The organism is Dactylosporangium cerinum (assembly GCF_042653625.1).
In the GTDB taxonomy this organism is placed as follows: domain Bacteria; phylum Actinomycetota; class Actinomycetes; order Mycobacteriales; family Micromonosporaceae; genus Dactylosporangium; species Dactylosporangium cerinum.
This window is the reverse complement of sequence record NZ_JBHSIU010000054.1, coordinates 253,447-275,328: the sequence shown is the minus strand read 5'-3', so window position 1 is coordinate 275,328 and position 21,882 is coordinate 253,447. Positions and strand designations below refer to the sequence as shown.

The 21,882-nt window shown below is 72.4% G+C and carries 25 protein-coding genes; 13 read left to right on the top strand and 12 right to left on the bottom strand.

Going from position 1 to position 21,882, the window contains the following annotated elements:
- Positions 1-35: 35 nt before the first annotated feature.
- Positions 36-203 (bottom strand): hypothetical protein, encoded by a 168-nt coding sequence (locus ACFPIJ_RS39255; protein WP_380123176.1) that lies wholly within the window; start codon positions 201-203, stop codon positions 36-38.
- Positions 204-286: 83 nt separating this feature from the next.
- Between ACFPIJ_RS39255 and ACFPIJ_RS39250 the strand changes: the two genes are divergently transcribed.
- The gene (locus ACFPIJ_RS39250) at positions 287-859 is read left to right on the top strand and encodes an Hsp70 family protein (RefSeq protein ID WP_380123175.1); all 573 of its coding nucleotides are present in this window, start codon (positions 287-289) and stop codon (positions 857-859) included.
- Between the two features lie 25 nt (positions 860-884).
- On the opposite strand, the gene ACFPIJ_RS39245 is transcribed toward ACFPIJ_RS39250, so the two are convergent.
- On the bottom strand, positions 885-2,306 hold the full coding sequence (locus ACFPIJ_RS39245) for a DUF4419 domain-containing protein (RefSeq protein WP_380123173.1): 1,422 nt from the start codon (positions 2,304-2,306) through the stop codon (positions 885-887).
- 191 nt (positions 2,307-2,497) lie between these two features.
- Here ACFPIJ_RS39245 and ACFPIJ_RS39240 point away from each other — a divergent pair, with 191 nt between their 5' ends.
- A complete protein-coding gene (locus ACFPIJ_RS39240) occupies positions 2,498-3,337 on the top strand; it encodes a hypothetical protein (protein ID WP_380123171.1) in 840 nt (279 codons plus the stop codon).
- Between the two features lie 36 nt (positions 3,338-3,373).
- Here ACFPIJ_RS39240 and ACFPIJ_RS39235 read toward each other — a convergent pair whose 3' ends face one another.
- Positions 3,374-3,529, bottom strand: coding sequence for a hypothetical protein (locus ACFPIJ_RS39235; protein WP_380123167.1), 156 nt, complete (start codon positions 3,527-3,529; stop codon positions 3,374-3,376).
- A gap of 79 nt (positions 3,530-3,608) precedes the next feature.
- On the opposite strand from ACFPIJ_RS39235, the gene ACFPIJ_RS39230 reads away from it, so the two are divergent.
- The 3 genes from ACFPIJ_RS39230 to ACFPIJ_RS39220 all read left to right on the top strand — a co-directional run bounded on the left by ACFPIJ_RS39230 (position 3,609) and on the right by ACFPIJ_RS39220 (position 5,952).
- Positions 3,609-5,006, top strand: a complete 1,398-nt coding sequence (locus ACFPIJ_RS39230) for a hypothetical protein (protein ID WP_380123165.1) — start codon at positions 3,609-3,611, stop codon at positions 5,004-5,006.
- Positions 5,007-5,008: 2 nt separating this feature from the next.
- Positions 5,009-5,494: an HAD domain-containing protein gene (locus ACFPIJ_RS39225; RefSeq protein WP_380123163.1), complete on the top strand. Its 486-nt coding sequence runs from the start codon at positions 5,009-5,011 to the stop codon at positions 5,492-5,494.
- A gap of 95 nt (positions 5,495-5,589) precedes the next feature.
- On the top strand, positions 5,590-5,952 hold the full coding sequence (locus tag ACFPIJ_RS39220) for a hypothetical protein (protein WP_380123161.1): 363 nt from the start codon (positions 5,590-5,592) through the stop codon (positions 5,950-5,952).
- Between the two features lie 4 nt (positions 5,953-5,956).
- On the opposite strand, the gene ACFPIJ_RS39215 is transcribed toward ACFPIJ_RS39220, so the two are convergent.
- Both ACFPIJ_RS39215 and ACFPIJ_RS39210 read right to left on the bottom strand, forming a co-directional pair.
- Positions 5,957-6,490, bottom strand: coding sequence for a C40 family peptidase (locus ACFPIJ_RS39215; RefSeq protein WP_380123160.1), 534 nt, complete (start codon positions 6,488-6,490; stop codon positions 5,957-5,959).
- 139 nt (positions 6,491-6,629) lie between these two features.
- Complete coding sequence (locus ACFPIJ_RS39210) at positions 6,630-7,736, bottom strand: acyltransferase family protein (protein WP_380123158.1); 1,107 nt, start codon at positions 7,734-7,736, stop codon at positions 6,630-6,632.
- Positions 7,737-7,845: 109 nt separating this feature from the next.
- On the opposite strand from ACFPIJ_RS39210, the gene ACFPIJ_RS39205 reads away from it, so the two are divergent.
- From ACFPIJ_RS39205 to ACFPIJ_RS39195, 3 genes are all read left to right on the top strand, one after another.
- Positions 7,846-8,301 (top strand): hypothetical protein, encoded by a 456-nt coding sequence (locus ACFPIJ_RS39205; RefSeq protein WP_380123156.1) that lies wholly within the window; start codon positions 7,846-7,848, stop codon positions 8,299-8,301.
- 29 nt (positions 8,302-8,330) lie between these two features.
- Positions 8,331-9,509: a trans-sulfuration enzyme family protein gene (locus ACFPIJ_RS39200; protein WP_380123155.1), complete on the top strand. Its 1,179-nt coding sequence runs from the start codon at positions 8,331-8,333 to the stop codon at positions 9,507-9,509.
- Between the two features lie 106 nt (positions 9,510-9,615).
- On the top strand, positions 9,616-10,488 hold the full coding sequence (locus tag ACFPIJ_RS39195; protein ID WP_380123153.1) for a DUF1996 domain-containing protein: 873 nt from the start codon (positions 9,616-9,618) through the stop codon (positions 10,486-10,488).
- A gap of 66 nt (positions 10,489-10,554) precedes the next feature.
- Here the strand turns inward: ACFPIJ_RS39195 and ACFPIJ_RS39190 are convergent, their stop codons facing one another.
- The 5 genes from ACFPIJ_RS39190 to ACFPIJ_RS39170 are packed head-to-tail and all read right to left on the bottom strand — an operon-like array spanning position 10,555 to position 16,923.
- Positions 10,555-10,875: a nucleoside triphosphate pyrophosphohydrolase family protein gene (locus ACFPIJ_RS39190; protein ID WP_380123151.1), complete on the bottom strand. Its 321-nt coding sequence runs from the start codon at positions 10,873-10,875 to the stop codon at positions 10,555-10,557.
- 18 nt (positions 10,876-10,893) lie between these two features.
- Entirely contained in the window at positions 10,894-13,074 is a 2,181-nt protein-coding gene (locus tag ACFPIJ_RS39185) for an Hsp70 family protein (protein ID WP_380123150.1), read from the bottom strand.
- 18 nt (positions 13,075-13,092) lie between these two features.
- Entirely contained in the window at positions 13,093-13,542 is a 450-nt protein-coding gene (locus ACFPIJ_RS39180) for a DUF427 domain-containing protein (RefSeq protein ID WP_380123148.1), read from the bottom strand.
- 10 nt (positions 13,543-13,552) lie between these two features.
- Complete coding sequence (locus ACFPIJ_RS39175; RefSeq protein WP_380123146.1) at positions 13,553-16,525, bottom strand: DUF4132 domain-containing protein; 2,973 nt, start codon at positions 16,523-16,525, stop codon at positions 13,553-13,555.
- On the bottom strand, positions 16,522-16,923 hold the full coding sequence (locus ACFPIJ_RS39170) for a hypothetical protein (protein WP_380123144.1): 402 nt from the start codon (positions 16,921-16,923) through the stop codon (positions 16,522-16,524). The genes ACFPIJ_RS39175 and ACFPIJ_RS39170 overlap by 4 nt, the downstream gene beginning before the upstream one ends.
- Positions 16,924-17,022: 99 nt before the next feature.
- Here ACFPIJ_RS39170 and ACFPIJ_RS39165 point away from each other — a divergent pair, with 99 nt between their 5' ends.
- On the top strand, positions 17,023-17,496 hold the full coding sequence (locus ACFPIJ_RS39165) for a DUF4440 domain-containing protein (RefSeq protein WP_380123142.1): 474 nt from the start codon (positions 17,023-17,025) through the stop codon (positions 17,494-17,496).
- Between the two features lie 9 nt (positions 17,497-17,505).
- On the opposite strand, the gene ACFPIJ_RS39160 is transcribed toward ACFPIJ_RS39165, so the two are convergent.
- Positions 17,506-17,784 (bottom strand): DUF6959 family protein, encoded by a 279-nt coding sequence (locus ACFPIJ_RS39160; RefSeq protein WP_380123140.1) that lies wholly within the window; start codon positions 17,782-17,784, stop codon positions 17,506-17,508.
- Between the two features lie 119 nt (positions 17,785-17,903).
- Here ACFPIJ_RS39160 and ACFPIJ_RS39155 point away from each other — a divergent pair, with 119 nt between their 5' ends.
- Entirely contained in the window at positions 17,904-18,302 is a 399-nt protein-coding gene (locus ACFPIJ_RS39155; protein WP_380123138.1) for a hypothetical protein, read from the top strand.
- A 67-nt stretch (positions 18,303-18,369) separates the two neighbouring features.
- Here ACFPIJ_RS39155 and ACFPIJ_RS39150 read toward each other — a convergent pair whose 3' ends face one another.
- Positions 18,370-18,789 carry a DUF1810 domain-containing protein gene (locus ACFPIJ_RS39150; RefSeq protein WP_380123136.1) on the bottom strand — a complete coding sequence of 140 codons (420 nt, stop codon included), beginning with the start codon at positions 18,787-18,789 and terminating at the stop codon, positions 18,370-18,372.
- A gap of 56 nt (positions 18,790-18,845) precedes the next feature.
- On the opposite strand from ACFPIJ_RS39150, the gene ACFPIJ_RS39145 reads away from it, so the two are divergent.
- The 3 genes from ACFPIJ_RS39145 to ACFPIJ_RS39135 all read left to right on the top strand — a co-directional run bounded on the left by ACFPIJ_RS39145 (position 18,846) and on the right by ACFPIJ_RS39135 (position 21,876).
- A complete protein-coding gene (locus ACFPIJ_RS39145) occupies positions 18,846-19,397 on the top strand; it encodes a DUF6939 family protein (RefSeq protein ID WP_380123134.1) in 552 nt (183 codons plus the stop codon).
- A gap of 392 nt (positions 19,398-19,789) precedes the next feature.
- Positions 19,790-20,524, top strand: a complete 735-nt coding sequence (locus ACFPIJ_RS39140) for a carbonic anhydrase (protein ID WP_380123715.1) — start codon at positions 19,790-19,792, stop codon at positions 20,522-20,524.
- Positions 20,525-20,601: 77 nt separating this feature from the next.
- Complete coding sequence (locus ACFPIJ_RS39135) at positions 20,602-21,876, top strand: arginine deiminase (protein WP_380123132.1); 1,275 nt, start codon at positions 20,602-20,604, stop codon at positions 21,874-21,876.
- Positions 21,877-21,882 lie beyond the last annotated feature (6 nt).

Sequence of the window (21,882 nt, the reverse complement as noted above, 5' to 3'; positions counted from 1 at the left end):
CGTGTGTACCGCTGAACGGCTATGACTTCGTAGGGTCATCGGGTGGTGACGAACGGCGCGGCGGGGCTCGGCATCGACTTCGGCACCTCCACGACCGTCGCGATGCTGGCCGGCGCCGACGGGGTCGCCCGGCCGCTGCTGTTCGACGCCAGCCCGCTGCTGTCCTCGGCCGTGTTCGCCGCGCCCGGCGGGGACCTGCTCACCGGCGCCGACGCGGAGCGGGCCGCGGTCGCGTACCCCGGCCGCGTACGAGCCGAACCCGAAGCGCCGCGTCGACGAGCGCACCGTGCTGCTCGGCGAGCGCGAGATCACCGTCGTCGACCTCGTCGCGGCCGTCCTGCGCCGGGTCGGCACCGAGGCCGAACGGTCCACGGGCGCTCCGCCGCGCACCGTCGTGCTCACGCACCCGGCCACGTGGGGGCCGACCCGGCTGGCCGTGCTCGCCGAGGGCGCCGACCGGGCCGGACTCGGCACCGTGCGGTTCGTGCCCGAGCCGGTCGCAGCGGCCGCGTACCTCACCGGCAACCTCGGCGAGGACCTGCCGGACGGGCGGTGCCTGGTCGTGTACGACCTGGGCGCCGGCACGTTCGACGTCAGCGCGGTCAGAGCCGTCGGCGCCGGCTTCGAGGTGCTCGCCTCGGCCGGGATCGGCGACGTCGGCGGCCTCGACCTGGACGCTGCGGTCGTCGGCCTGGCCCGCGACACCGTCGAGGCGACCCCCGCCGTGTGGCAGCGGCTGGACCGCCCGCAGACCCAGCCCGACCAGGAGGCCCGCCACCAGCTGTGGCACGGCGCCCGCGCGGTCAAGGAGCAGCTGTCCCGGCACGCCACCGGCGACCTGCGGCCCATCCGCCGCTGACGCATGCATTTCACAAGCAGCCGGCCTATGCGTCGAGTTGGTCGAGGCGCCCGGTCTCCAGGTGTGCGACGTCACCGCCCGAGTCCAGAGCGGCGTCGAGCAGCATGACAAGGGAAGTGCCGAGCAACGGGACATCGGCCGGGTCGTCGGCCAGGCGGAACCGGGGCGTGGACGGTCCGGGCTCGCCGACCTGCACCACCCGGCACAGCGCCCAGTACGTGATCATCGTGGACACGTCGGTCACCGCGGCGATGGTCCGGCCGTCGGCCAGGTCGATCAGCGTCTCGGTCCACAGGTCCAGAATGCCGGTGTCGAAGTAGCGGCGCTCGTTTGCCGGCACCAGCCGCCAGCGGCCGTCGAACAGGGTCGCGGCGCCGAGGCGGTGATAGAGCGCGATGACCTCGACGGGCGCTTCACCGGGCACCTCCTGCGCCTGGGCGGTGTCGTGCTCACGCACGATCCGGTCGATCACGTCGTCGATCTCGATGACCGCGGGCGCCACGTGCCACGCGGCGACCGGCCGCAGCGCGCCGTCGGGGTCCTGGGCGACGCCGATGAGGCCGGCGGACAGGGCCACCACCCGGTTGTCGCCGGAGACCCGATCGTTGACGTTGACGACCACGCGCGACAGCGTGGCGGGGACCGAGGAGCTCTGGACGCCTGGGCCGGTGTAGTAGCCGCGGTGTTCCACGGTCACGTCACGCGGCTCGCCGATCGGGAGCTCCAACAGCGTGTTCGGCTCGTCGACCGCGATGCCCTTGAGGTAGGGATAGAAGCGGGCCGCCCAGCCGGTGATCACATCGCCGCCGTAGGCGTCGATCGGGTTGTAGATCCGCCGCCAGAACTCCGGGTCAGGGTCACCGGCGGAGGCCCGGACGAATTCGTCAGCGATCGGCGCGAGCGATCGGCACCACGTCTCCAGGCCGAAGCCGGCGATCGCGTCGACCCGCGCGCGGATGCGTCGCCAGTCCTCGACCGTGCCGGTCAGCGTGACGGACGGGATGCCGCAGACGCATTGCAGCCACAGCGAGAAATACGGTGTGTAGACGTCGAGCAGCACCACCCGCCCCGCCGTCCTGTCGACGTCCGTGCTCGTGGAGAAGTCACACTCGAACAGGTCGGCGTCGATGACCTCGGCGGTGAGCAACTTGGCGAACGTCTCGGCGGTGTCGGCCCACCCGGCGGCGTCGCGCGGCACCGCGTCGACGGTCACGGTGAGCCGCTTCCTGCCGGTGTGGCTGACCAGCCGCGGGCGCAGCTGCTCGGCGTGCAGCCGGACGTGGTGGGCGACGCCCTGCGCGATGGTCAGCCACACCGCGTCGGGCGACAGCACCAGTGGCCGATGGTCGGCGAACGCCCGGGCGACCGCGCTGAGCAGCGGCTGCACCCCGTCCGGATCGAGCACCGGCAGCGCCGCGTCACCACCGAACGCCAGCGCGTCCGGCAAACAGCTCCCCGAGCGGCCGCGTCGGCAGCAGCGCGCCGGCGGGCGCCACATCATCGACCGGAAAGGTGATCATGCCCGAACCCTAGTCCCGTCGACGCCTTGATCTGCCGCGGGTGACACACCTGCCGCAGGCTCGACGGGGAACCGACCGTCGGATGGATCGTGGCGTGTGTTGAACTGGGAATATGCAGATGCGTCCCGCAGAACTGGCGGCGATCCGGGCCGGCGAGGTCGACGTGGCGTTCCGCCGATGGGAGCAGCCCCGGGTCAGGGTCGGCACCCAGATGCGCACCGCGGTCGGACTGGTCGAGATCACGTCCGTCGACCGTGTGCCGGTGAGCTCGCTGACCAGGGCGGACGCCCGCCGGGCCGGCGCGGCGTCGCTGGTCGCGCTCCGGCAGGGGTTGGACCGCCTCCACCCCGAGCGGCCGGTGTATCGGATCGGGCTGCGGTATGCGGGCACGGACCCACGGCACACGCTGCGGGAATCGGTGCCCGACCCGGCGGAGATCGACGCGATCATCGCGTGGCTCGACCGGCTCGACCGCGCCTCGCCGACCGGGCCCTGGACGCGGGCGACGCTGCTGCTGATCGACGAACTGCCGGCCACCCGGGCGCCCGACCTCGCACAACGGATGGGGCGCGACACCCCGTCGTTCAAACAGAACGTGCGCAAACTGAAGGAGCGCGGCCTGACCGAGTCGCTCGACATCGGGTACCGGCTCTCGCCCCGCGGCGCCGCCGTCCTGGACCACGAGGGTCATCCCCGGACGGCCCGGGACCAGCCGGCACCGTTGCCGGGCACCCCGCTGCCACACCTCGGCGCGGCGGCCACACGTGCGCTCACCACACACGGTGTGGTCCGGCTCGAACAGGTGGCCATGCTCAGTGAGGGCGAGGTGCAGGCACTCCACGGAGTCGGGCCCTACGCCCTTCGACATCTGCGAGCCGCGATGGACGCCGCCGGGCTGACCTTCCGCGCCGAGCCCGGCGCATCGCCGCAGGCCGGCGCCACGCAGGAGACGTCCTGAACGTAGCGATGGGCCAGGGGCGGCGTTCCGTCGAGGTCAACGGTCAGCCCGCGCTGTTCGCCAGCTCACCACGACGGGCACGAACACCGCGCCGACTGCTCCAGCGATCAGGGCGGCGCCCCACCGCGGCAACGCCGGAACCAGCAACACACCGAAGAACACCAGCGGCACGAACACCGCAGCGTCAGCCACGCGAACCGGTGCCTTCGGGTGCCATGGTGCGTGGCACCATGGTGGGCATGGTTGATCGAATCGAGTCCCCTCCGCTCCGGTGAACCCGTTCGGCGAGGACGAGGCGGCGCTGCGCGCGGTCCTCGACGCGACCCCGGAACCGGAGCGGCTGCACGAGCTCCTGGCCGCGCTGCGCCTGCCGCCGTATGTCATCGACGCCGCGCTGCGGCGGTCCGGGGCGCCACCGGAGTGGCGGCTGCGCGCCGGTCGGTGGCTGGTCCGGCACGGCACCGGCGACGGCCCGGTGTGCGTCGGGCTGGCGTTGCTCGTCGGGGTCGCGACCGTCGACGACGCGCCGGTGGTGGGGGAGTGCGGCCGTGCCGAGCCCGCCGGGCCGTTCGCCGCCCGGGTCCTCGCCGGCATCCCGGGCGCCACCGGGGAGCTGCTCCGGCTCGCCGCGCACTGCGCCGGGCACACCCGGGTGACCGCGATCGGGTTGCTGCTGCGCCCGCCGGCACCCGGCGACACGGCCCGCCGCCGGCGCAGGGACGCCGCTCTGGTGCCGCCGCCACCCGAGGTCCGTGCCTGGCTGGCCCGGCACGCGGTCGGGGATGAGCGGCTGCCGCCGTCGACGGCCCGTGACGTCGCCGAGGCCGTCGACCTCGTCGCCCTCCTCGACGGGGACGACCCGGGCGTCGTCGAGCAGGCCGGGCGGTTGCTGCTCGCGATGGCCGACACCGGTGACCGCACCGAGCTCGGACGGTACGCCGGCGCCCGCACCGTGTACCGCGCGATCGCCGGCCGTGTGCGGGACCCCGCGGTGCTGGCCGGGCTCGCCGAGGAGGTGCGGACCGGGTTCGCGGCCTGTCTCGACTGGGCGCCGGGCGAGCGCGCCGAAATCCTGGCCCGGCTGTCCGGTGGCACGCTCCCGGCGGACGGCTTCCGGATCGTGGTCGTGGTCCCGCCGCCGGAGGCCCGCGGTCGCGTCGAGACCAGGGTCCTCGCCGACGGCGTGCCCGTCGTGGCCGCCGCGTTCGACAAGGGCGTGCCGGTCGAACTGCTCGACGGGCGCCTGCGTGCCGGTCCGGTGCCGGTGGAGGTGCGCCTCGCCGTCGCGATGTGTGGCGAGGGGTGCTGCGGTGCCCTGTACGTCACCATCGTCCGCGACGGCGGCACGGTCGTGTGGCGCGACTGGCGCGGCCATGTGGGTCCGCCCCCGCCGGCGCTGCGGTTCGACGCCGCACAGTACGACGCCGAAGTCGCCCGCGCCGAGACCGACCACAGCTGGGAGTGGCCGGCCCGGACCGTCGCCCGGCTGTTGAAGGACCGGCTCGCGACCGAACCGCGGGCCGAGTTCGTCGCGTGGCCCTGGGAGCGGGGGCACGTGCAGTGCTTCCTCGACCGACCGGACCGTCGGGTGCACCGTGTGCTTCCGGTCGACGACCGGCCCGCCGCCGAACAGGTGGAGCGGCTGCTGGCCCTCCTCCGTACGCTGTGAGGATGCGGCCGGTGGTGTTCCTCGACGTCGACGGCCCGCTGATCCCGTTCGGCGCGCAGAGCTACGGCCTACCGGCCTCGGCGCGGATCCGCGCCGCGGCTCGGGGCAACCCGCTGCTCGCCCGCCTCGACCCGCGGCTCGGCGGCTGGCTGACTGCGCTGCCGGGCGACCTGGTGTGGGCGACCACGTGGGGCGCCGACGCCAACGACGTCATCGCGCCCCTGCTTGACCTGCCGGAGCTGCCGGTCGTGGACTGGCCCGACGAGGACGTCGCCGGGCCGGTGCACTGGAAGACCCGCGGCCTGGTCGCCTGGGCCGCCGAGCGCCCGTTCGTCTGGATCGACGACGAGATCACCGCCGCCGACCGCGAGTGGGTCGCGGCGCACCACCCAGGCGCGGCGCTGCTGCACGCCGTCGAGCGGGAGCGCGGCCTTACCCGCGGGGACATCGACACCATCGCCGCCTGGCTCACCCGCCCATCCCCGTGATCCGGAAGACCTTGCGCACCTGTGACTGCACAAGGTCTTCCGGATCATGGGGCGGACGGTTTTGAAGCGGGGACGGCGCGGGTATCGCGGGGGGTATGGCCAAGTACGAGGTGAACGAGGCGGCGGTCGCGTACGTCCGCAAGCTCATCGACGCGCGGCAGTATGTGCTGGACAGTGACTGGGGCGAGGTGCAGCCCAAGGCCGAGGAGCAGAACGCCTACCTGGAGCGGCACTCCTGGGACGAGTACGGCCGATGGCACCTCGGGCTCACCGTTGGGCCAGGTGAGGAGACCAAGGCGCGGTATGCGTTCATCTGCGGCGACCTGCGCCGGGTGCACCGCAGTGGGCTGATCGCCTGTGTGTACCGGGCGTCGGAGTGGCGGCACAAGGACGTCGAGCTGGCCGCGCACGACCTGTTGCAGCACCTCGACGAGGTCGCCGGGATCACCGGCCGGTGACGCGTCAGCGGTCGGGCAGCCGGACGAACGCCACGACGTTCTCCGTGCGCGGCAGGGCCTGCAGGTGCACGGAGACGCCGGTGTGGCCGGCGTTCACGACCTGGCCGTCGCCGATGTAGAGCATGACGTGTCCGCCGTTGTTGGTGAAGACCAGGTCGCCGGCCTCCAGCTGCTCGCGGGTGATGTGCTGTCCGACTTTGATCTGGTCGTACGTGATGCGCGGCAGCTGGAAACCGGCCGCCTGCCAGGCTCGCATGACCAGCCCTGAGCAGTCGAACGTCTCAGGTCCCGCCGTCGCGAACTTGTAGGGCCTGCCGACCTGCGCCTTGGCGTAGGCGACGGCGGTGGCGACCCTGGCGGCGCGGGTCGACTCGGACAGCAGCAGCGTCTGACCGATCCGGATCAGGGTCGACGTGCCGAGGTTGTTGATGCGCTGCAGTTCCGCGACGGTGGTGCCGTTGCGCCGGGCCAGCCCCCAGAGCGTGTCGCCGGCCTGCACGACCACCGACTGCGGCGGCGGGATGGGGTTCGCTTGCACAGACGCTGATACTGACGCTGCCGGTGCGAAGGCGATGACGGCCGCGGTGAGCACGGCTGATGCCTTGAGCCAAGCTGAAGCCATGCAGGGAACATAACGAGCGATACTCGGATATGTCCGTCTTATCCGAATATTCGCATTACCTCATGGCGGCCGAGCGGCGCGAAACACCGCGCTCGAACCTGTGGAACAGTGTCCAGCAGCATGCCAGTACCAACGCGAAAACGGGAAGCCACAGCATCCGCGCCGCCATCCACCCCGGCGTGTCGGGCACGGTGTGCAGTCCCGGTCGGGTACCGTCGACGGCGAGCGTCACCGTGATCATCGCGGTCTGATGCCAGAGGAACACGGTCATCGCCGACAGGTTCAGCAGCGCCACCCCGGCCCACGCGACCGGCCTGGCCAGCAGCTTCCGCAGCGGGCCGAGCAGCAGCAGGGCAAGCCCGCACTGCGCCAGCCCGAACGTGACCGCGGCCAGGGTCGGCGGGTTGAGGTTGGACATGCCCTCGCCGGGCACGCCGACCATCGAGGCCGGGTAGCCGAACCAGTGGATCAGCGCCGCCGTCGCGGCCGCCCCACCGATGAGCAGCTGCCAGCCGGTCCGCCGGACGTTCAGCGTGCCGCGGGACCAGGCGATCCCCAGGCAGAACGGCACCAGCCAGCCGGCGCCCAGGTTGACCCAGGCAATCCAACTGGGGGCCAGCGGCCCGAAACGCAGCACGTCCACGGCGATGACCACGCTCAGCGGCCACTGCCAGTGCAGCCGCGACACCAGCGGCGTCGCCGCGGTCAGCGCGGCGAAGACCAGCAGGAACCACAGCGGCGACAGGACCAGCTTCACCAGGGTGTGCACGGTCCGATCGGCCGCGCCGGTCGCCAGCAGCACCGCCACGACCACCGTCCAGACACCCAGCAATGGCGGCACCGGGCGCAGCAGCCGGGTGAGCCGGGCCGCCAGCCATGGGCGATACGGCAGCGTCCGTGGCCGGCCCGCTGTGTAGCCACCGACCAGGAAGAACACCGCCAGGGTCTGGAACAGCCAGGACACCGGCGCCAGCTCCGGCAGGAAGCGCAGCGGGCTGGCCCCGCGCACCGTGCCGCCGTCGGTGACCAGCGCGGTGACCAGCCAGTGACCGAGGACCACCCCGCCGATCGCGAGGGCACGCAACCCGTCCACGGCGCGGTCCCGGTCCGGTGGGGTCGCGTCCGATATGCGTCGAGCAAGGGTAAGCGCACGCTGGGTCATGGCTGCGACGGTACGAACCGTGCCCCCGCACGGTCGTCACGCTGCGGGACTGTCTTGCCGTAGCTCCCCGGTACTACATCGCCGGGAGGTTTCCGGTATCAAGGTGGTCATGAATCGTCTGTGGTGGTGGTGCGGCGGGATCGTCGGCGTGCTCGTCGTTGTGGTCGGGTACCTCGTCGCGACCGGGTTCCCGGGCCGGTCCGACACGCTCGCCGCCCGGCAGCCCGGCACGTGTGCGCTGCTCACCGGCGGCCCGGAGGGCACGACCAGCCAGAGCACCCCGTACGGCGCGATCACCTCCTGCCAGATGCTGGGCCGGCGCACCACGCTGTCCGGCGACCCGGACGGCACCGTGTTCGTGATGTTGGAGACCGACCGGGGACCGGTGACGCTGCGGGTCGAGTACAACGGCGAGGGCGACGCGTACACCGCCGACGCCATCGAGATCCCGTCCTGGCTGGCGCCCGGCATCTCCGGCGACACGGCCAACCGCCTCAAGGACGGCATCAACCAGCGCGGCGGGCTGCGGGCCGAGCCGTGGCGGGTGCACCCCGCCATCGCCTGAGCCACCGCCGGACGTGCCACGCTGAGGGCATGGAGATCGCACCACCGAGCATGACCAGGCTGCTGCACCCGCACGTCGCGCCGCAGCCCGGCGGGACCCCGCTGGTCACGCCGATCCACCAGACCAGCACCTACGAACTGCCCCGCACCGCCGAGGCCGCGCAGATCGCGGCCGCGGTGGCGCCGGGCGGCTACTACACCCGGTACGGCTCGCCCAACGCCCGCGAGGCCGAGGCGATGCTCGCCGACCTCGACGGCGCCGAGGCGGCCCTGCTGGTGGGCAGCGGCATGGCGGCCGTCAGCGCGGCGTTGCTGTCTGTTGCCGGTTCTGGGGTCGTCGCCGGCGGCGAGGTGCTCGCGCAACGCAGCCACTACACCGGCACGCTGACGCTGCTCGGCACGATGCTGCCGGCCTTCGGCGTCAACGTGCGGCTGGTGCCGCAGGAGGAACTCGCCGCCGCGGTGCGGCCGTCGACCCGGGTCGTCTACGTGGAGACGCCCAGCAACCCCACGATGACCGTGACGGACCTCGCCGCCGTGCGCGCCGCCGCCCCGGACGCGGTCATCATCGCCGACAACACGTTCGCGACCCCGTACAACACCCGGCCCCTGGAATTCGGCGTCGACCTCGTCGTGCAGTCGGCCACGAAGTATCTCAACGGGCACAGCGACGTCACCGCGGGCGTCGTCACCGGCTCGGCCGCCCTCGTCGCGAAGGCGTGGGAGACCGCACGGGTCCTCGGGCCGGTCTGCCATCCGTTCGAGGCGTGGCTGCTCGCCCGCGGGCTCAAGACGTTTCCGCTGCGGATGGCGCGGCACAACGCCTCCGGACTCGCCGTCGCCCGGTTCCTGGCCGCGCATCCCGCCGTGCGCGCGGTGCACCACCCGGGCCTGCCTGACCACCCGCAGCACGACCTCGCGGCCCGGCAGATGGACGGGTTCGGCGGCATGCTCGCGTTCACCGTTGCCGACGCCGATGCCGCGGTACGGGTGCTGCGCGCGACCCGGCTGTGCCGCAACGCGGTCAGCCTCGGCGGCCCCGAGACCCTCATCACCCATCCCGCGTCGCTCGTCTTCGCCCATCAGAGCGAGGCGGAACTCGCCGAGTCCGGCGTCGACGCGGCGATGCTGCGGCTGTCGGTCGGCCTCGAGGAGCCCGCGGACATCATCGCGGATCTCGCCGCAGCGTTGTCCACAGTGGACTGTTGATCCAACTGGCAAGCGGTGGCAAACGGTTGTCGGTGGAAAGAACGCGCTGCTAGCGTCGGGTTTCATCCCCATTGGAGATGCTCGATTCCACCGCCAAGGAGTTGCTATGAGCATCAGCTCAATGCTGCCCCGGTTCTCGTTGAGACCGGGCCGCCGCATCCTCGCCGTCGCCGCCACGGCGGCCCTACTCGCCACCGCCGGCGGGATCGGCACCGCCGCCGCGGCGGACGACCCGCCCCGCACGCAGTACCACGAGATGCACGCCAACTGCACCGTCACCCACCGGCTCGGCGACGACCCCATCGTGTTCCCGGGGCTCGCCGGCGCCTCCCACAACCACTCGTTCATCGGCAACCCGGCCACCAACGCCAACTCCACCCCGGCGTCGCTGGTCGGCGGCGCCACCTCCTGCGAGGACCAGGAAGACGCGTCGGGATACTGGTTCCCGACGCTGCTGCAGAACGGCAACCCGGTGCTGCCGGACAAGCCGACCGTCTACTACAAGTCCGACGTCAAGGACTACCGCACCGTCAAGCCGTTCCCGGCGGGCTTCAAGCTGCTCGTCGGCGACGCGAAGACCCCCGACGCCGCGCACTTCACCGGCAACTGGCAGTGCCCCGGATACAAGGGCAGCACCATCCCCGCGTCGTGCCCGTCGGGCTCGTCGCTGGTCGTCCGGATGACCGCGCCGAGCTGTTGGGACGGCGTACACCTGGACACCGCCGACCACAAGTCACACATGGCGTGGCCGGTCAGCGGGGTCTGCCCGACCTCGCACCCGGTGCCGCTGCCGATGCTGGAGATCAAGCTGCCCTACAAGCTGCCCGGCGGCAACACGTCGAACCTGGCGTACTCGTCCGGGGCCAGCTGGACGTTCCACTACGACTTCATGAACGGGTGGGACGCGGCGCGGCAGGCGTACCTGGTGAGCTACTGCATCAACGGTGGCCGGCAGTGCAACGGCTACGGCGAAGGATGATGTGAGACCGGCCCGGAAGCCGTCCGCCAACTGGCTTCCGGGCCCCGGTCTGTCGCCTGTGTTCGGCTACCCGCGGTTGGTCAGGTGCCGTTCGATCCCGTCCGTCATCGCGGTGAACTCGGCGGGCAGATCCACGCCGTACCGGTCGGCGAGGACGAGCACCGACCACAGGCAGTCCGCGAGCTCGTGCCCGAGCTTCTCCCGGGCCCCGTCGATCTCCCGCCGCCCGTCGACCGCCATCACCAGCTTGGCCAGATCGCCGACGTCACCGACGAACCCCAGCGCCAGATCCCCGGTGCTCCACGCCCCACGTCCCGCGGCGACGTTGAACCGGTCGTACATCTCCGCGATGGCAACGGCCCGCGCCCGCATGCTCTGCAGTTCCATCGCCGCAGCGTACGCAGGTCACCCCCCGATGGCGGCCACCGTCTTCGGGAACGTCTTCCGGCCGATGTCGCCGAGCCGGTTCTGCAGGTCCTTGATCTGCGCGTCGGTGAACTTGCCGCTGTTGCCGGCGCTGACCACCAGCGTGAGGGTGAGGACCAGGTTCGACTCGACGCCGACGAACGTGACCGTCAGCACGGACGGCTGCTGCTTGTCGACGTAGGTGCAGGCCTGCTCGCCGATGCCGTCGAGCTCGGTCAGGTCACTGTTGAGCCGGGCGGAGTCGATCATCTGCTTGGCGGTGGCGAGGTCCGCGTACACGGTCGCGATCGACACCACCGAGGCCGTGGAATAGTCCGCCTTGTGTATCCGGCTGATCGCGCAGGACGCGACGCTGGCGAACGTGTTCAGGTTCCGCGACGGCGACGGCTCGCCGGCCGGCTCCTCGTACTGGCCGCTGATCGGCGCCACGTCGATCGTGCCGCAGATGTTCTGCGGCAGTTTCGCCACGTCGAACCTGCCGGGCCCGCTGGACTGGCGGCCGGCCCCGGACGCGCCCGAGGTGTTCGGCGAGCCGTTCGTGTTGCCGTTCTTCAGCAGCAGGTACGCGCCGACGCCACCACCGACGACGAGCACCGCGACCAGCACCAGCACGACGGCGACCGCGACCCCCGCGCCGCTGCCCTGCCGTCGCGGCGCGGGCGGTGGCGGTGGGGTCCAGGTGGGCGCCGCCGGGTGGCCCGGCGACGGGGGCATCGGGCCGGGCATCGCCGAGACGGGCGCGGGGCCGTACGGGGCGGCGGACACCGGCAGTGGTGCGGCCCGGAACCCGCCGGCGGCGGTCGACTCGGGGATCGCCGCGGCGGGCATCCCGCCGGTGTACGCGCCGGTGTCGTAGATCCCGGCGGGCGATCCGGAGAACGGTGATCCGGAGACCGGCTGTGGACGGCCGGCCGGGTATCCGCCGGGGACGGGTGCTCCTGGGACGGGCGAGCCGGGTGCTCCTGGGACGGGCGAGGTGGGCGCGGTCGGCCCGTACGGGGACTGCGGCGACGTGGGGCTGTACGCGGGCGGTCCGGAGACCGCGGTCCGTGGGTCCGGCATCGGCGGTCCGGAGACCGCGGTCCGCGGGTCCGCCGTCGGCGGTCCGGAGACCGGGGGAGCGGCGGCCGGTGGGGCGCCGGTGGCGTAGAGGGCGCCTTCCGCGACCACCAGTTCCGGCTGCTCCGCGACGATCGGCGCGATTCCGATCGACTCGTGCAGCATGGTTGCGACCAGAGGGATCCGGCTGGAGCCGCCGACGAGGAACAGCCCCGCGATCGCGGACGGCGGCACGGCCGCCTCGGTGAGCAACGCCCGGGTCATCGAGACCGTCTGGCGCAGCACCGGCCGGGCGAGGCCTTCCAGCTGCTCCCGGCCGAGCGGCACCTCCTTGCCCAGCGCCGGGACCATGACGACGGTGCCGCTGGCCCGCGACAGCATCTCCTTCGCTGAGCGCACGTCCTCCCACAGCTGCCGCCGCGTGGCCGCGCCGGTCCACAGCGTCCCGTAGGTGGCCTGCAGGAACGCGACGACGGTGGCGTCCACGTCCAGCCCGCCGACGTCGTTGAGCCCGTCGGAGGCGACCGGCTCGAACCCCTGCGCCCCACGCCGGAGCACCGTGACGTCACAGGTGCCGGCGCCGAGGTCGTACACCACGACGCAGGCGCCGAGCGGAAGCTGGGCGCCGCGGGTTTCCGCCAGATAGGTTGCCGCCGCGACGGGCTCGGCGACCAGGTCCACGTCGTCGAACCCGACCTGCCGGGCGGCCTCGACGAGCACGGCCCGCCGGCCGGCACCCCAGTTCGCGGGGTGGGTGAGTGTGACGGCGGTGACCGGACCGGCGACCCGGGCCGCCTCGGTCGCGACCCGCTGCAGGACGGCCGCGACGAGCTCCCGCACGCCGATCTCCCGGTCACCGAGCAGCACGCTGGTGTCGTCGACCCGTCGCTTCGGGTTGGGTTCGAGGCGTTCCGGGGCGCTGCGCGCCAGGTGTGCGGCGTCCCGGCCGGTGTGCAGGCGCCCGTCGGGTCCGAGCAGGACCGCCGAGGACAGCAGCGGCGAGCCGTCGAACAGCAGCGGCTGCACGCGCCCGTCGGGCCGGCGGAGCATGGCGATCGTCGTGGACGTGCCGAAGTCGACGCCGAGCCGGATACCTGTCACGGTCGGCGAGCTTAGCCCTTACCAGCCGAGCGTGCCTGGACCGCCCTTGACGGGCCCGGTGATGTCGCTGGTGAGCCATCCGCCGTAGAAGTCGCCGGGCTGGGCGAGGACCTGCTCGCCGTCGACCGTGCACTCGTCGAACCGTCCCGGGTAGAACGCCAGCAGCCCACGCAGCTCCTCGTAACCGCGGTTCGGCTCCTCGTACGACCAGGCGGCCTCCACGACCCCGGCGACGTCCCAGTACGTGGCGAGCCCCTTGAACTCGCAGACCGTCTGCCGTGGCGTGCGCCGCAACTCGGCCGCCACATCGGCGGGCGGCACGTAGTACACCGGCGGGTGCGACGTCTCCAGGACCCGCACCGCCCGCCGGGTGTCGGCGACGACCTGCCCCGCATGCCGGACCACGATGTGCCTCGTGCTCGGCTCCGCCCTGGGCGGCCGCGGATAATCCCAAACATTCTCCGTCACAGCGCCCACCCTACTGACGCCGCTCCAGCTGCCGCAGGATCATCGGGTCCGTGATCGCGTCGTCGGCGGCCAGCAGCATCGCCTTCGAGATGATCGTGGACAGCATCGGGTCGTCGTCGAACGGCAGCCACACCTGTGCCGCCGCTCCCCGCTTGGCCACCACGCACAGATACGTGTCATCGGGCGCCATCAGGATGTTGCCCGACCCGAGATGGATCCGGTACGCACCCCGCGTCCCGCGCACCATCAGGAACCGGTCGCCGAGCTCGCACCGCCCCGCGATCCGCAGTTTCGGCAGCACCCGGGCGAGGGCGTCCCGCCGGACCTCGGCGGCCGGGGTGAGCGCCCCGGTGCCGGTCCTGACCCGGTACGCGTGGAAGCGGTCCTCGCCACCGTCCGCCCACAGCTCGTCGGTCGCGACCGAGGTCACCCCGACGAACAGGTCCACGTCGCGCATCGCCTCGCTGAACACCCGCGCCGGCACCTCGGGTAGCGGCGCCACCTGCCAGCCGGTGCCGTCCCGCCGCGCGAAGCGCACCTGGTCCGTCGCGCAGAACTCCACGTCGTACGCCGGGCTGTCCGGGTCGTCCGCCGTCTCGTGGAAGAACGACACCCGCCAGCCGCCGAGCTCCTTCGCCGCCTCGCTCTCGTCGCCGCCGCTCCACGGCCCGAGCTGCGCCGCCCGCCACCCGCGGGTCCGCATCAGCGCGCCGGCCTGCCGGTAGCGCAGGATGTGGGCCGCGAACCGGTTGGAATACGTCCGGGTCTGCTCCTCGGCCGGCGTCAGCCGGTACCGCTCCCGGAACGCCTGCTTGAACGGCTGCCGCAATCCTGTCGCCGTGAGATGGTCCCGCCACGCGACGACCTCGCCGGCTTCGGCGAGGACGGGATGCCAGAGCCGGAACCGCCGCATGCCCACCGTTGCGTTGTGGTCCGCGGCGGCGGCGTTGGGTGTCGCGGTGTGGTCTTTGGCGGCGTTGCGTGTCGTGGGGTTGCGTGTCGCGGTGTGATCTGCGGTGGCGCTGCCTGTCGTGGGGTTGCGTGTCGCGGTGTGGTCGGCGGCGGTGGCGTTGCGTGTCGTGGCGGTTTCTGCGGTGGTGTTGTCCGGTCCGGTGAGGATCCAGGTGCCGTCGCGGCGTGTCGGGAGGCCGGTGATCCAGGTCTCGCCGTCGGTGGACTCCTGCCAGATCAGGCGGCGGCCATACGCCCCGGTCACCGGGTGCTCCAGGTAGCCGGCCACCCACTCCGCGTGGGCCCAGTCCCGGTCTGTGGCCAGTAGCGCCTCGATGCGATGCCGTTCCTCGGCGAGGGTCGTCCCGAGTCGCTTGACGACGTCGCGCACCTCGGCCAGGGCGGCGGAATCCTTGAAACCGCCCGGAGCGGCCTTCAGCGGTGTGCCGTCGCGCTCGAACCGCAGTCGTGCCCTGCCCTCCTCGATCTCGACGACGGCCGTGCACCCGTCGAGCGTCCAGGTCCGGCGGCCGTCGCCGGGCAGGCCGTGGTCGTCGACGATCGGCTCGATCCGGAAGCCGGCCGCCTCCACCCGGCTCAGGGCGGCCTCGACGCGGGCGTGCAGCACCTTGTTGCGGACGGTGCCGGCCAGGCGGGCGAGGGCACCCGCCGCGACCTCGCCGCCCCGATCGGCCAGGAGCTCCACCGCGGCGGCTGCGGCCCGCGGAGCATAGGGATGGCCAGGGGAGCGCCGGGCGGTGGCCGCCCCGGCCGCCGCCACCCTCGCGATGAGCGCGGTCGCCTCCGGCGCCGGGTCGAGGCCCAGCACACAGGTCAGCCCGCGCAGCAGACCGTCGGTGTCGTCGTGGACGGGACCGTCGAACGTCGTGTAGCGCTCGAGGATCGCCCGGGCCGCGTCACCCGCCGCCGCCAGATGTGGTGCCGCCGCGCGGGTCCATGCCGTGGACGGCACCGGGCGGCTCAGGGACGCCGCGTGCAGCAGCAGCTGCGGCACACCGGGCGCGGCGAGGACGTCGGCGAGTGCCGCCCGGGTCTGCGGCCCGAACGCGTCACCGGCGTGCAGCAGGTGCGGGGGGACAGGGCTCCGCGCGGCCCGGGCGACGCCGACCCCGAGCAGCCGGGCGAGCTCCTTGCGTACTGCGGCTGGGAACCGGCTGTCCTTGACCGCCTCCATGAGCGCCTGCAGCACCGGCCCCAGACCGTGCAGCGCGGCGGGGTCCAGGGCGGCGGCGATGACGGCCGGCAGCCGGTGCGCGCCACCGTCCTCGAGGCCGCGCTCCGCGGCAAGCCGGTGCAGCGCCCAGGCGAGGTCGGTCCGGGACCAGTCGATCCCGTGCCGGGCGAGCAGCGTGACGGCGACGGCCGGGATCGGTGACGGCGGGCCATTACTGCGGACCGCGTCGTCGTGGACCCGCAGCGCCGCCAGCCTGCGCTGCCGCGCACTCCAGCGCGCGACCTCCTCGGCCGCCGGATCGGACCGGCCGGCCCGCGCTCCACGGACGGCCGGCTCCGCAGCGGCGGTCGGCTCCGCCATGCCAGCCGGTGCTGCGGTCGTGGTCGGCGCTGCAGTCACGCTCGGCTCCGCCATGCCAGCCGGTGCTGCGGTCGTGGTCGGCGCTGCGGTCGTGGTCGGCTCCGCAATCACGCTCGGCTCCGCAGCGTCGGTCGGCTCCGCCATGCCAGTCAGTGCTGCGGTCGTGGTCGGCTCCGCCATGCCAGCCGGTGCTGCGGTCGTGGTCGGCGCTGCAGTCACGCTCGGCTCTGCCATCCCAGCCGGCGCTGCGGTCGCGGCCGGCTCCGCCATCGCGGCCGGCTCCGCCATCGCGGCCGGCTCCGCCATCCCAGCCGGCGTTGCCCGACCTGCCCGTCCCTCGGTCGAGGCCCATTCCACCCGAGCGGCCCGCTCGGCGGTCGCGGCCAGTTCCCCTGCGCCGGCCACCGCCGCCGCGTACGCCTCCCAATCGGCGTCCGACAGCGTCGGCAGCTGCATCGTCCAGTGCCGCACGGTCACCCGCCGACCAGGGGGACGAGCCGGATGAACGACACCGCCGACTCGCGGCTCAGGTCGATCGTCTGGTCAAGGTCGTCGACCTGCCGGTCGCCGACGAGCATCACGAACCCGTTGCGCTCGAACGCGGCGCACGCCACGTCGGCCTGTGCCTCCCAGTCGAGGCGCTGACCGTCGCGGACCACGAAACCGGCCGGCGTCTCCCGCGCCCCCGCCGGCCGCACCAGTCCCCGGAACACGTCGGTGGTCACGGCGTTGAACCGGGCGACCTCGTCGCGGACCCGCAGCCGCAGCAGCTCCCGCGCCGTGATCCGCTCCGGCAGGTCCGGCAGGACCCACGACGCGAGCTCCCGGCCCGACATCGTCTCGTCTCGCACCATCACCTCCGCCACACCCGACATCCTCTCGCCCGGGTACGACACTTTCGGCCGAACCCACCATGGGGATAACCGCCTTGCAATTGCGTGGCCTCCGCCGCGGTGGGGCCGTAGCGTGGCGGGATGGCCGACCGGACCGAGCTTCTGCGGGAGCTGAACAACGAGCTGTGGCGGCCGTTCCGGGCGGCGTACGCGGCCCGCGACGCGGCGGCGTTCCTCGCGCTGCACTCGCCGGACCTCATCCGGGCCAGCGGCACCGACGGCACGGTGTTCGGGCTGGACCGGTATGCGGCGCAGGTCGAGCCCTGGTTCGCGGGCATGGCCGCGCGCGGTGACGTCCTCGACATCACGTTCCGGTTCACCGAGCGGATCGCGGCGCCGGACCTTGCGAGCGAGCGCGGCGTGTACCGCATCGTCGTGGCACCCGTGGGCGCGGACCGTCTCACGTTCCACGGGCGGTTCCACACGTTCGCCCGGAAGGTCGGCGGGTCCTGGCGGATCGCCGTGGACTACGACAGCACCGATGCCGGAGCCGTCAGCGCCGCCACGTACGAGGCCGCCGCGGCACTCGACGACGTCGAGCGGTTCGCGGGCTGAGCGGACCGCTCAGCCCGGGCGCTGGAACGGCAGGGGCATGCCGGCGGCGTCCAGGACCCGCACGTAGCCGTCGACCAGCGCGGAGAGATGGTTCGCCGCGAACGCCAGCTCCTCCTCCGCGGCGGCGGTGTCACCCTCCCGCAGCAGGTCCAGGGCCCGCTGGACCTCGCCGCTGAGCACGGCCAGGGCATCGCCCTGCACCAGCACCCCCGGCACGCGCCGGCCGGGCAGTCGTAACACGGCGTAGTTGGGCTGACCCGTCATCATCTCGACCTCGACCCGTGCCACCCGCCGATCCTACGGCCGCCAGCAGGACATTCGCCTGTGGCACGTTTCCGGGATTTGTCGGTACCCCGGGTTGCCTACCTTCGTATTCAACAGCGCGACAACACACCAGGGAGTCAGAGATGAGCGACTACGGCGACACGGGCTACGACGGCGGCGACAGCTACGGGCACTACGAGGCGGGCCAGGAGCACGAGTCCCTCGACCAGCTGCACCAGGCCTCGGGCAGCGAGCAGGACTACGCTTCGCAGTTCGGCGTGTACGAGGCCGACCACGCCTCGGCCGAGAACACCAGCTTCGACCAGGGCCACCACGTCGAGTACAGCGACCCGAGCGGCGCGCACTACGAGGAGTCCGACTACACCTCCTATGACCACAGCGCGGCCGAGACCGACCACGTGTTCGCGGCCGAGGGTTCCGAGCAGTACCACGCCGCTGAGTGGAGCGAGCTGGACGCGCTGCAGCACCAGCTGGACTCGGCGTTCGCGTCGGCGACCGAGATCAACACCGTCTCGGCGTAACCCACCCGCACCACCCTGCCCCTGGCGTGAGGCCGGCCACCGACTCGGTGACCGGCCTTCGCCATGTTCAGACGCGGCGGATCGTCTCGGCGTCCGGGGCGCCCTCGAAGAACCGGTCGATGACCCGGCCGAACACCGACTCCTGCGGCGCGGCCAGCTGGAACAGCGTCATAGACGAGCGCAGCTTCATCGCGTCGATGTCGCCGAGGACCTGGTGCGCGGTCGCCTCCGTGTTGCCGAGCATCGCCTCGGCGCACTCGTGCAGCCGCGGACCGAGGACCGGATGCTGCAGGTACGCGCGGGCCTCGTCCAGCGACGAGATCGCGAAGCGCTGCGCGGCGTAGCTCGACCCAAGCCCGGCCACCTGCGGAAACACGAACCACATCCAGTGGCTGCGCTTCTGTCCGCGACGCAGTTCATCGATCGCGTCGTCGTAACTGTCCTCCTGGGCGGTGACGAACCTGGCGAGGTCGTACGGATCCTCCATACAGAAAATTGTCGTACCCCCCGGGCAAGATATGTGCGACGGGGGAGGGGAACTCGATGGTGGTATATGTAGCGAGCCGGCGGCGGGGACAGGCGTCCCTGGCGGCCGAGTTCCCGGGGGCGACGATCCTGGACGTGACGTCCCGCGGCCCGCAGCCGTGGGTGCGGCTGAGTCCGTTCTATCCGCACGGCGGCATCCCGGTGCCGTTCAGCCCTGGCACGGTGGCGCAGTCGGTGGAGGGCATCTGGCAGGGGTTGAAGGTGTTCGACGCCGCCGACGTCGACCCGGCGAAGCTGGACGTGACGAGCATGAGCGGGTTGAAGCGGACGGTCAGCGCGTTCGGCCCGACGCGCGGCCACCGGCGTGGCCTGACCGGCGACACGTTGCTGGACTACGAGTCCGCGCGGCGCCAGATCTACTTACCGGTCTACCGGTGGGTGCTGGAGCACCGGGCCGCCGAGCAGGTCGATGCGCTGCGGCGGGTCGCGGACGAGGGTGACGTCGTTCTGCTCGACTACACCACCAACGGTGACGTCGCCGACCTGACGACCCCGCTGTCGCACGCGGCGCTGATCCGCCGTTACGTGCTGTCCGACTGGCCTGGCTGACGGGTGGGTCCGGTCCGGCTGGCGGGTGGTCCGGCTGGCCTGGGGCTGGTGGGTGGTCCGGCTGGCTTGGCTGGGTGGGTGCTGTGGTCCGCTGGTCGGACTGGCTGGCATTGGGCTGGCGGGTGGTCCGGCTGGTTTGGCTGGTGGGTGCTGCGGTCCGCTGGCCGGACTGGCTGGCGTGCGGTCCGCTGGTCGGGCTGACGGGCGTCCCGGCGGGCCGGGCTGATGGGCGTCCGGTTGGGCCGGCGGCCTTCCGGCGGGCCGGGCGGGGCCGTCGGGCGGGCCGATTGGTCTGACCGATGAGCGTTCGCCGGTTCACCCTCAGTAGCACCCAGCCAGTGCTTCACTACGGAGAGTAGCGAAGTGTTGTCTCTGGAGGTTAGGCCGTGGACATGCCAGAACCGTCGACCCGCCGCACCGCGCTCCGCCTCGGACTGCTCGCCGGGGTCGGGGTTGCCGCCGCCGCGTGCGGCACGAAGACCGAGGATCGCACTGTCAGCGAGGCACCGAGTTCGGCGGCGCCGGCCGAGCCGGCGGTCACCAACCCGACCGAGGCCCTTGAGCGGCTCAAGGCGGGCGGTGAGCGTTTCGCCTCCGGCGGTGTGCGCCGCCCCGACCAGGACACCGGGTATCGGGCCACGCTCGCCGCGGGGCAGCACCCGTTCGCCTGCATCTTGTCGTGCGTCGACTCACGGGTGCCCCCGGAGATCGTCTTCGACCAGGGTCTCGGCGACCTGTTCGTGACCCGCACCGCCGGCCAGGTCGTCGATCATGCGGTGCTGGGCAGCATCCAGTACGGCGTCGCGGAGCTGAAGATCCCACTGCTTGTCGTCGTGGGCCACGAGAAGTGCGGCGCCGTGAAGGCGACCGTCGAGGCGGTGGAGAAGAACTCGGCGCCCAGCGGCACCGACATCGACGCCCTCGTCACCGCGATCAAGCCGGCCGTGGCGAAGGCCGAGGAGGAGAAGGCGACCGACATGCTCGACGCCTCCGTGCGCCACAACGTCACCAACATCGTCGCTGACCTGGGCACCAAGGCGATCCTGTCCGCCGCCGTCACCGCCGGCACGCTGAAGATCGTCGGTGCCCGCGACGACCTGGACACCGGAGAAGTCGAATGGCTGTGAGGTGTGGAGCCGTCCCGGCGGGGTAGTGCGGGCCCGCCGCGTCCCACCTCAGGGGCGCCGAGGGGCGGAGGGTCGGGATGCCCGGACCGTTGTTTGGGGTTGCGTCGGAGGTCGGCCGGCTCCGCAAAGTGATCGTGCACCGGCCCGACCTCAGCCTGCAGCGGCTGACCCCGAACAACCGGGAGGAGCTGCTCTTCGACGACCTGCCGTGGGTGAACCGCGCCCAGGCGGAGCACGACGAGTTCGTCGCGATGCTGCGCGGGCACGGCGTCGAGGTGTACCACCACCAGCGGCTGCTCGCCGAGGCGCTGGAGAGCCCGGAGGCCCGCCGGCACGCGGTCGAGCGCACGGTCACCCACCTGTCCGTCGGGCCGGCCCTGCTCGACCCGGTCCGCGAGGAGCTCGCCGGCTGGGACGGTGAGACCCTCGCCCGGCACCTCATCGGCGGTCTCACCAAGGCCGAGTTCATCGACCGGGTCCGGGAGCGCCACGCCGACCTCGACCGCCACTCGCTGGTCGCGGCCCTCGCGCAGCCGCGGGCGTTCATCCTGCCGGCGCTGCCGAACTCGCTGTACCAGCGCGACCCGTCCGCGTGGCTGTACGGCGGCGTGTCGCTCAACCCGCTGTTCTTCCACGCGAGGCGGCTGGAGACGATCAACCAGAGCATCGTCTACCACCACCATCCGATGTTCGCCGGGGCGGACTTCCGGTACTGGTACCCGCCGATGGGTGACGACGGCAGCTTCGACGAGGAGGACTTCGGTCGCGCCTGCCTGGAAGGCGGCGACATGATGCCGATCGGCAACGGCGCCGTCGCCGTCGGGGTCAGCGAACGCACCAGCCCGCACATGGTCGAGCACCTCGCGCTCGCCCTGTTCGCGCAGGGCGCCGCCAGCCGGGTGATCGCCGTGCAGATCCCGCCGAGCCGCTCGTACATGCATCTGGACACCGTCTTCACCCTCGTCGACCGGGACAAGGCCACCGGCTACCCGCCGGTCGTCGAGGGCGCCACCGCGTTCACGCTCTTCCCCGGCGACCGCCCCGGCGCGCTCGACGTGCGCCGCGACAAGGGGCTCGTCGCCGCGTTCGAGGACGCGCTCGGCATCGGCCACCTCGACGTCATCCCGACCGGCGGCGACCCCGACCAGCGCGCCCGCGAGCAGTGGGACAGCGGCTGCAACTTCGTCGCGATCGAACCCGGCGTCGTCGTCGGGTATCACAAGAACGAGTACACCAACCGCAACCTGCGCGACCACGGCGTCCAGGTGGTCGAGATCGAGGGGTTCGAGCTCGGCAAGGGCCGCGGCGGCGGCCACTGCATGACCTGCCCGATCCTCCGCGACGGGCTGTGACCCGAC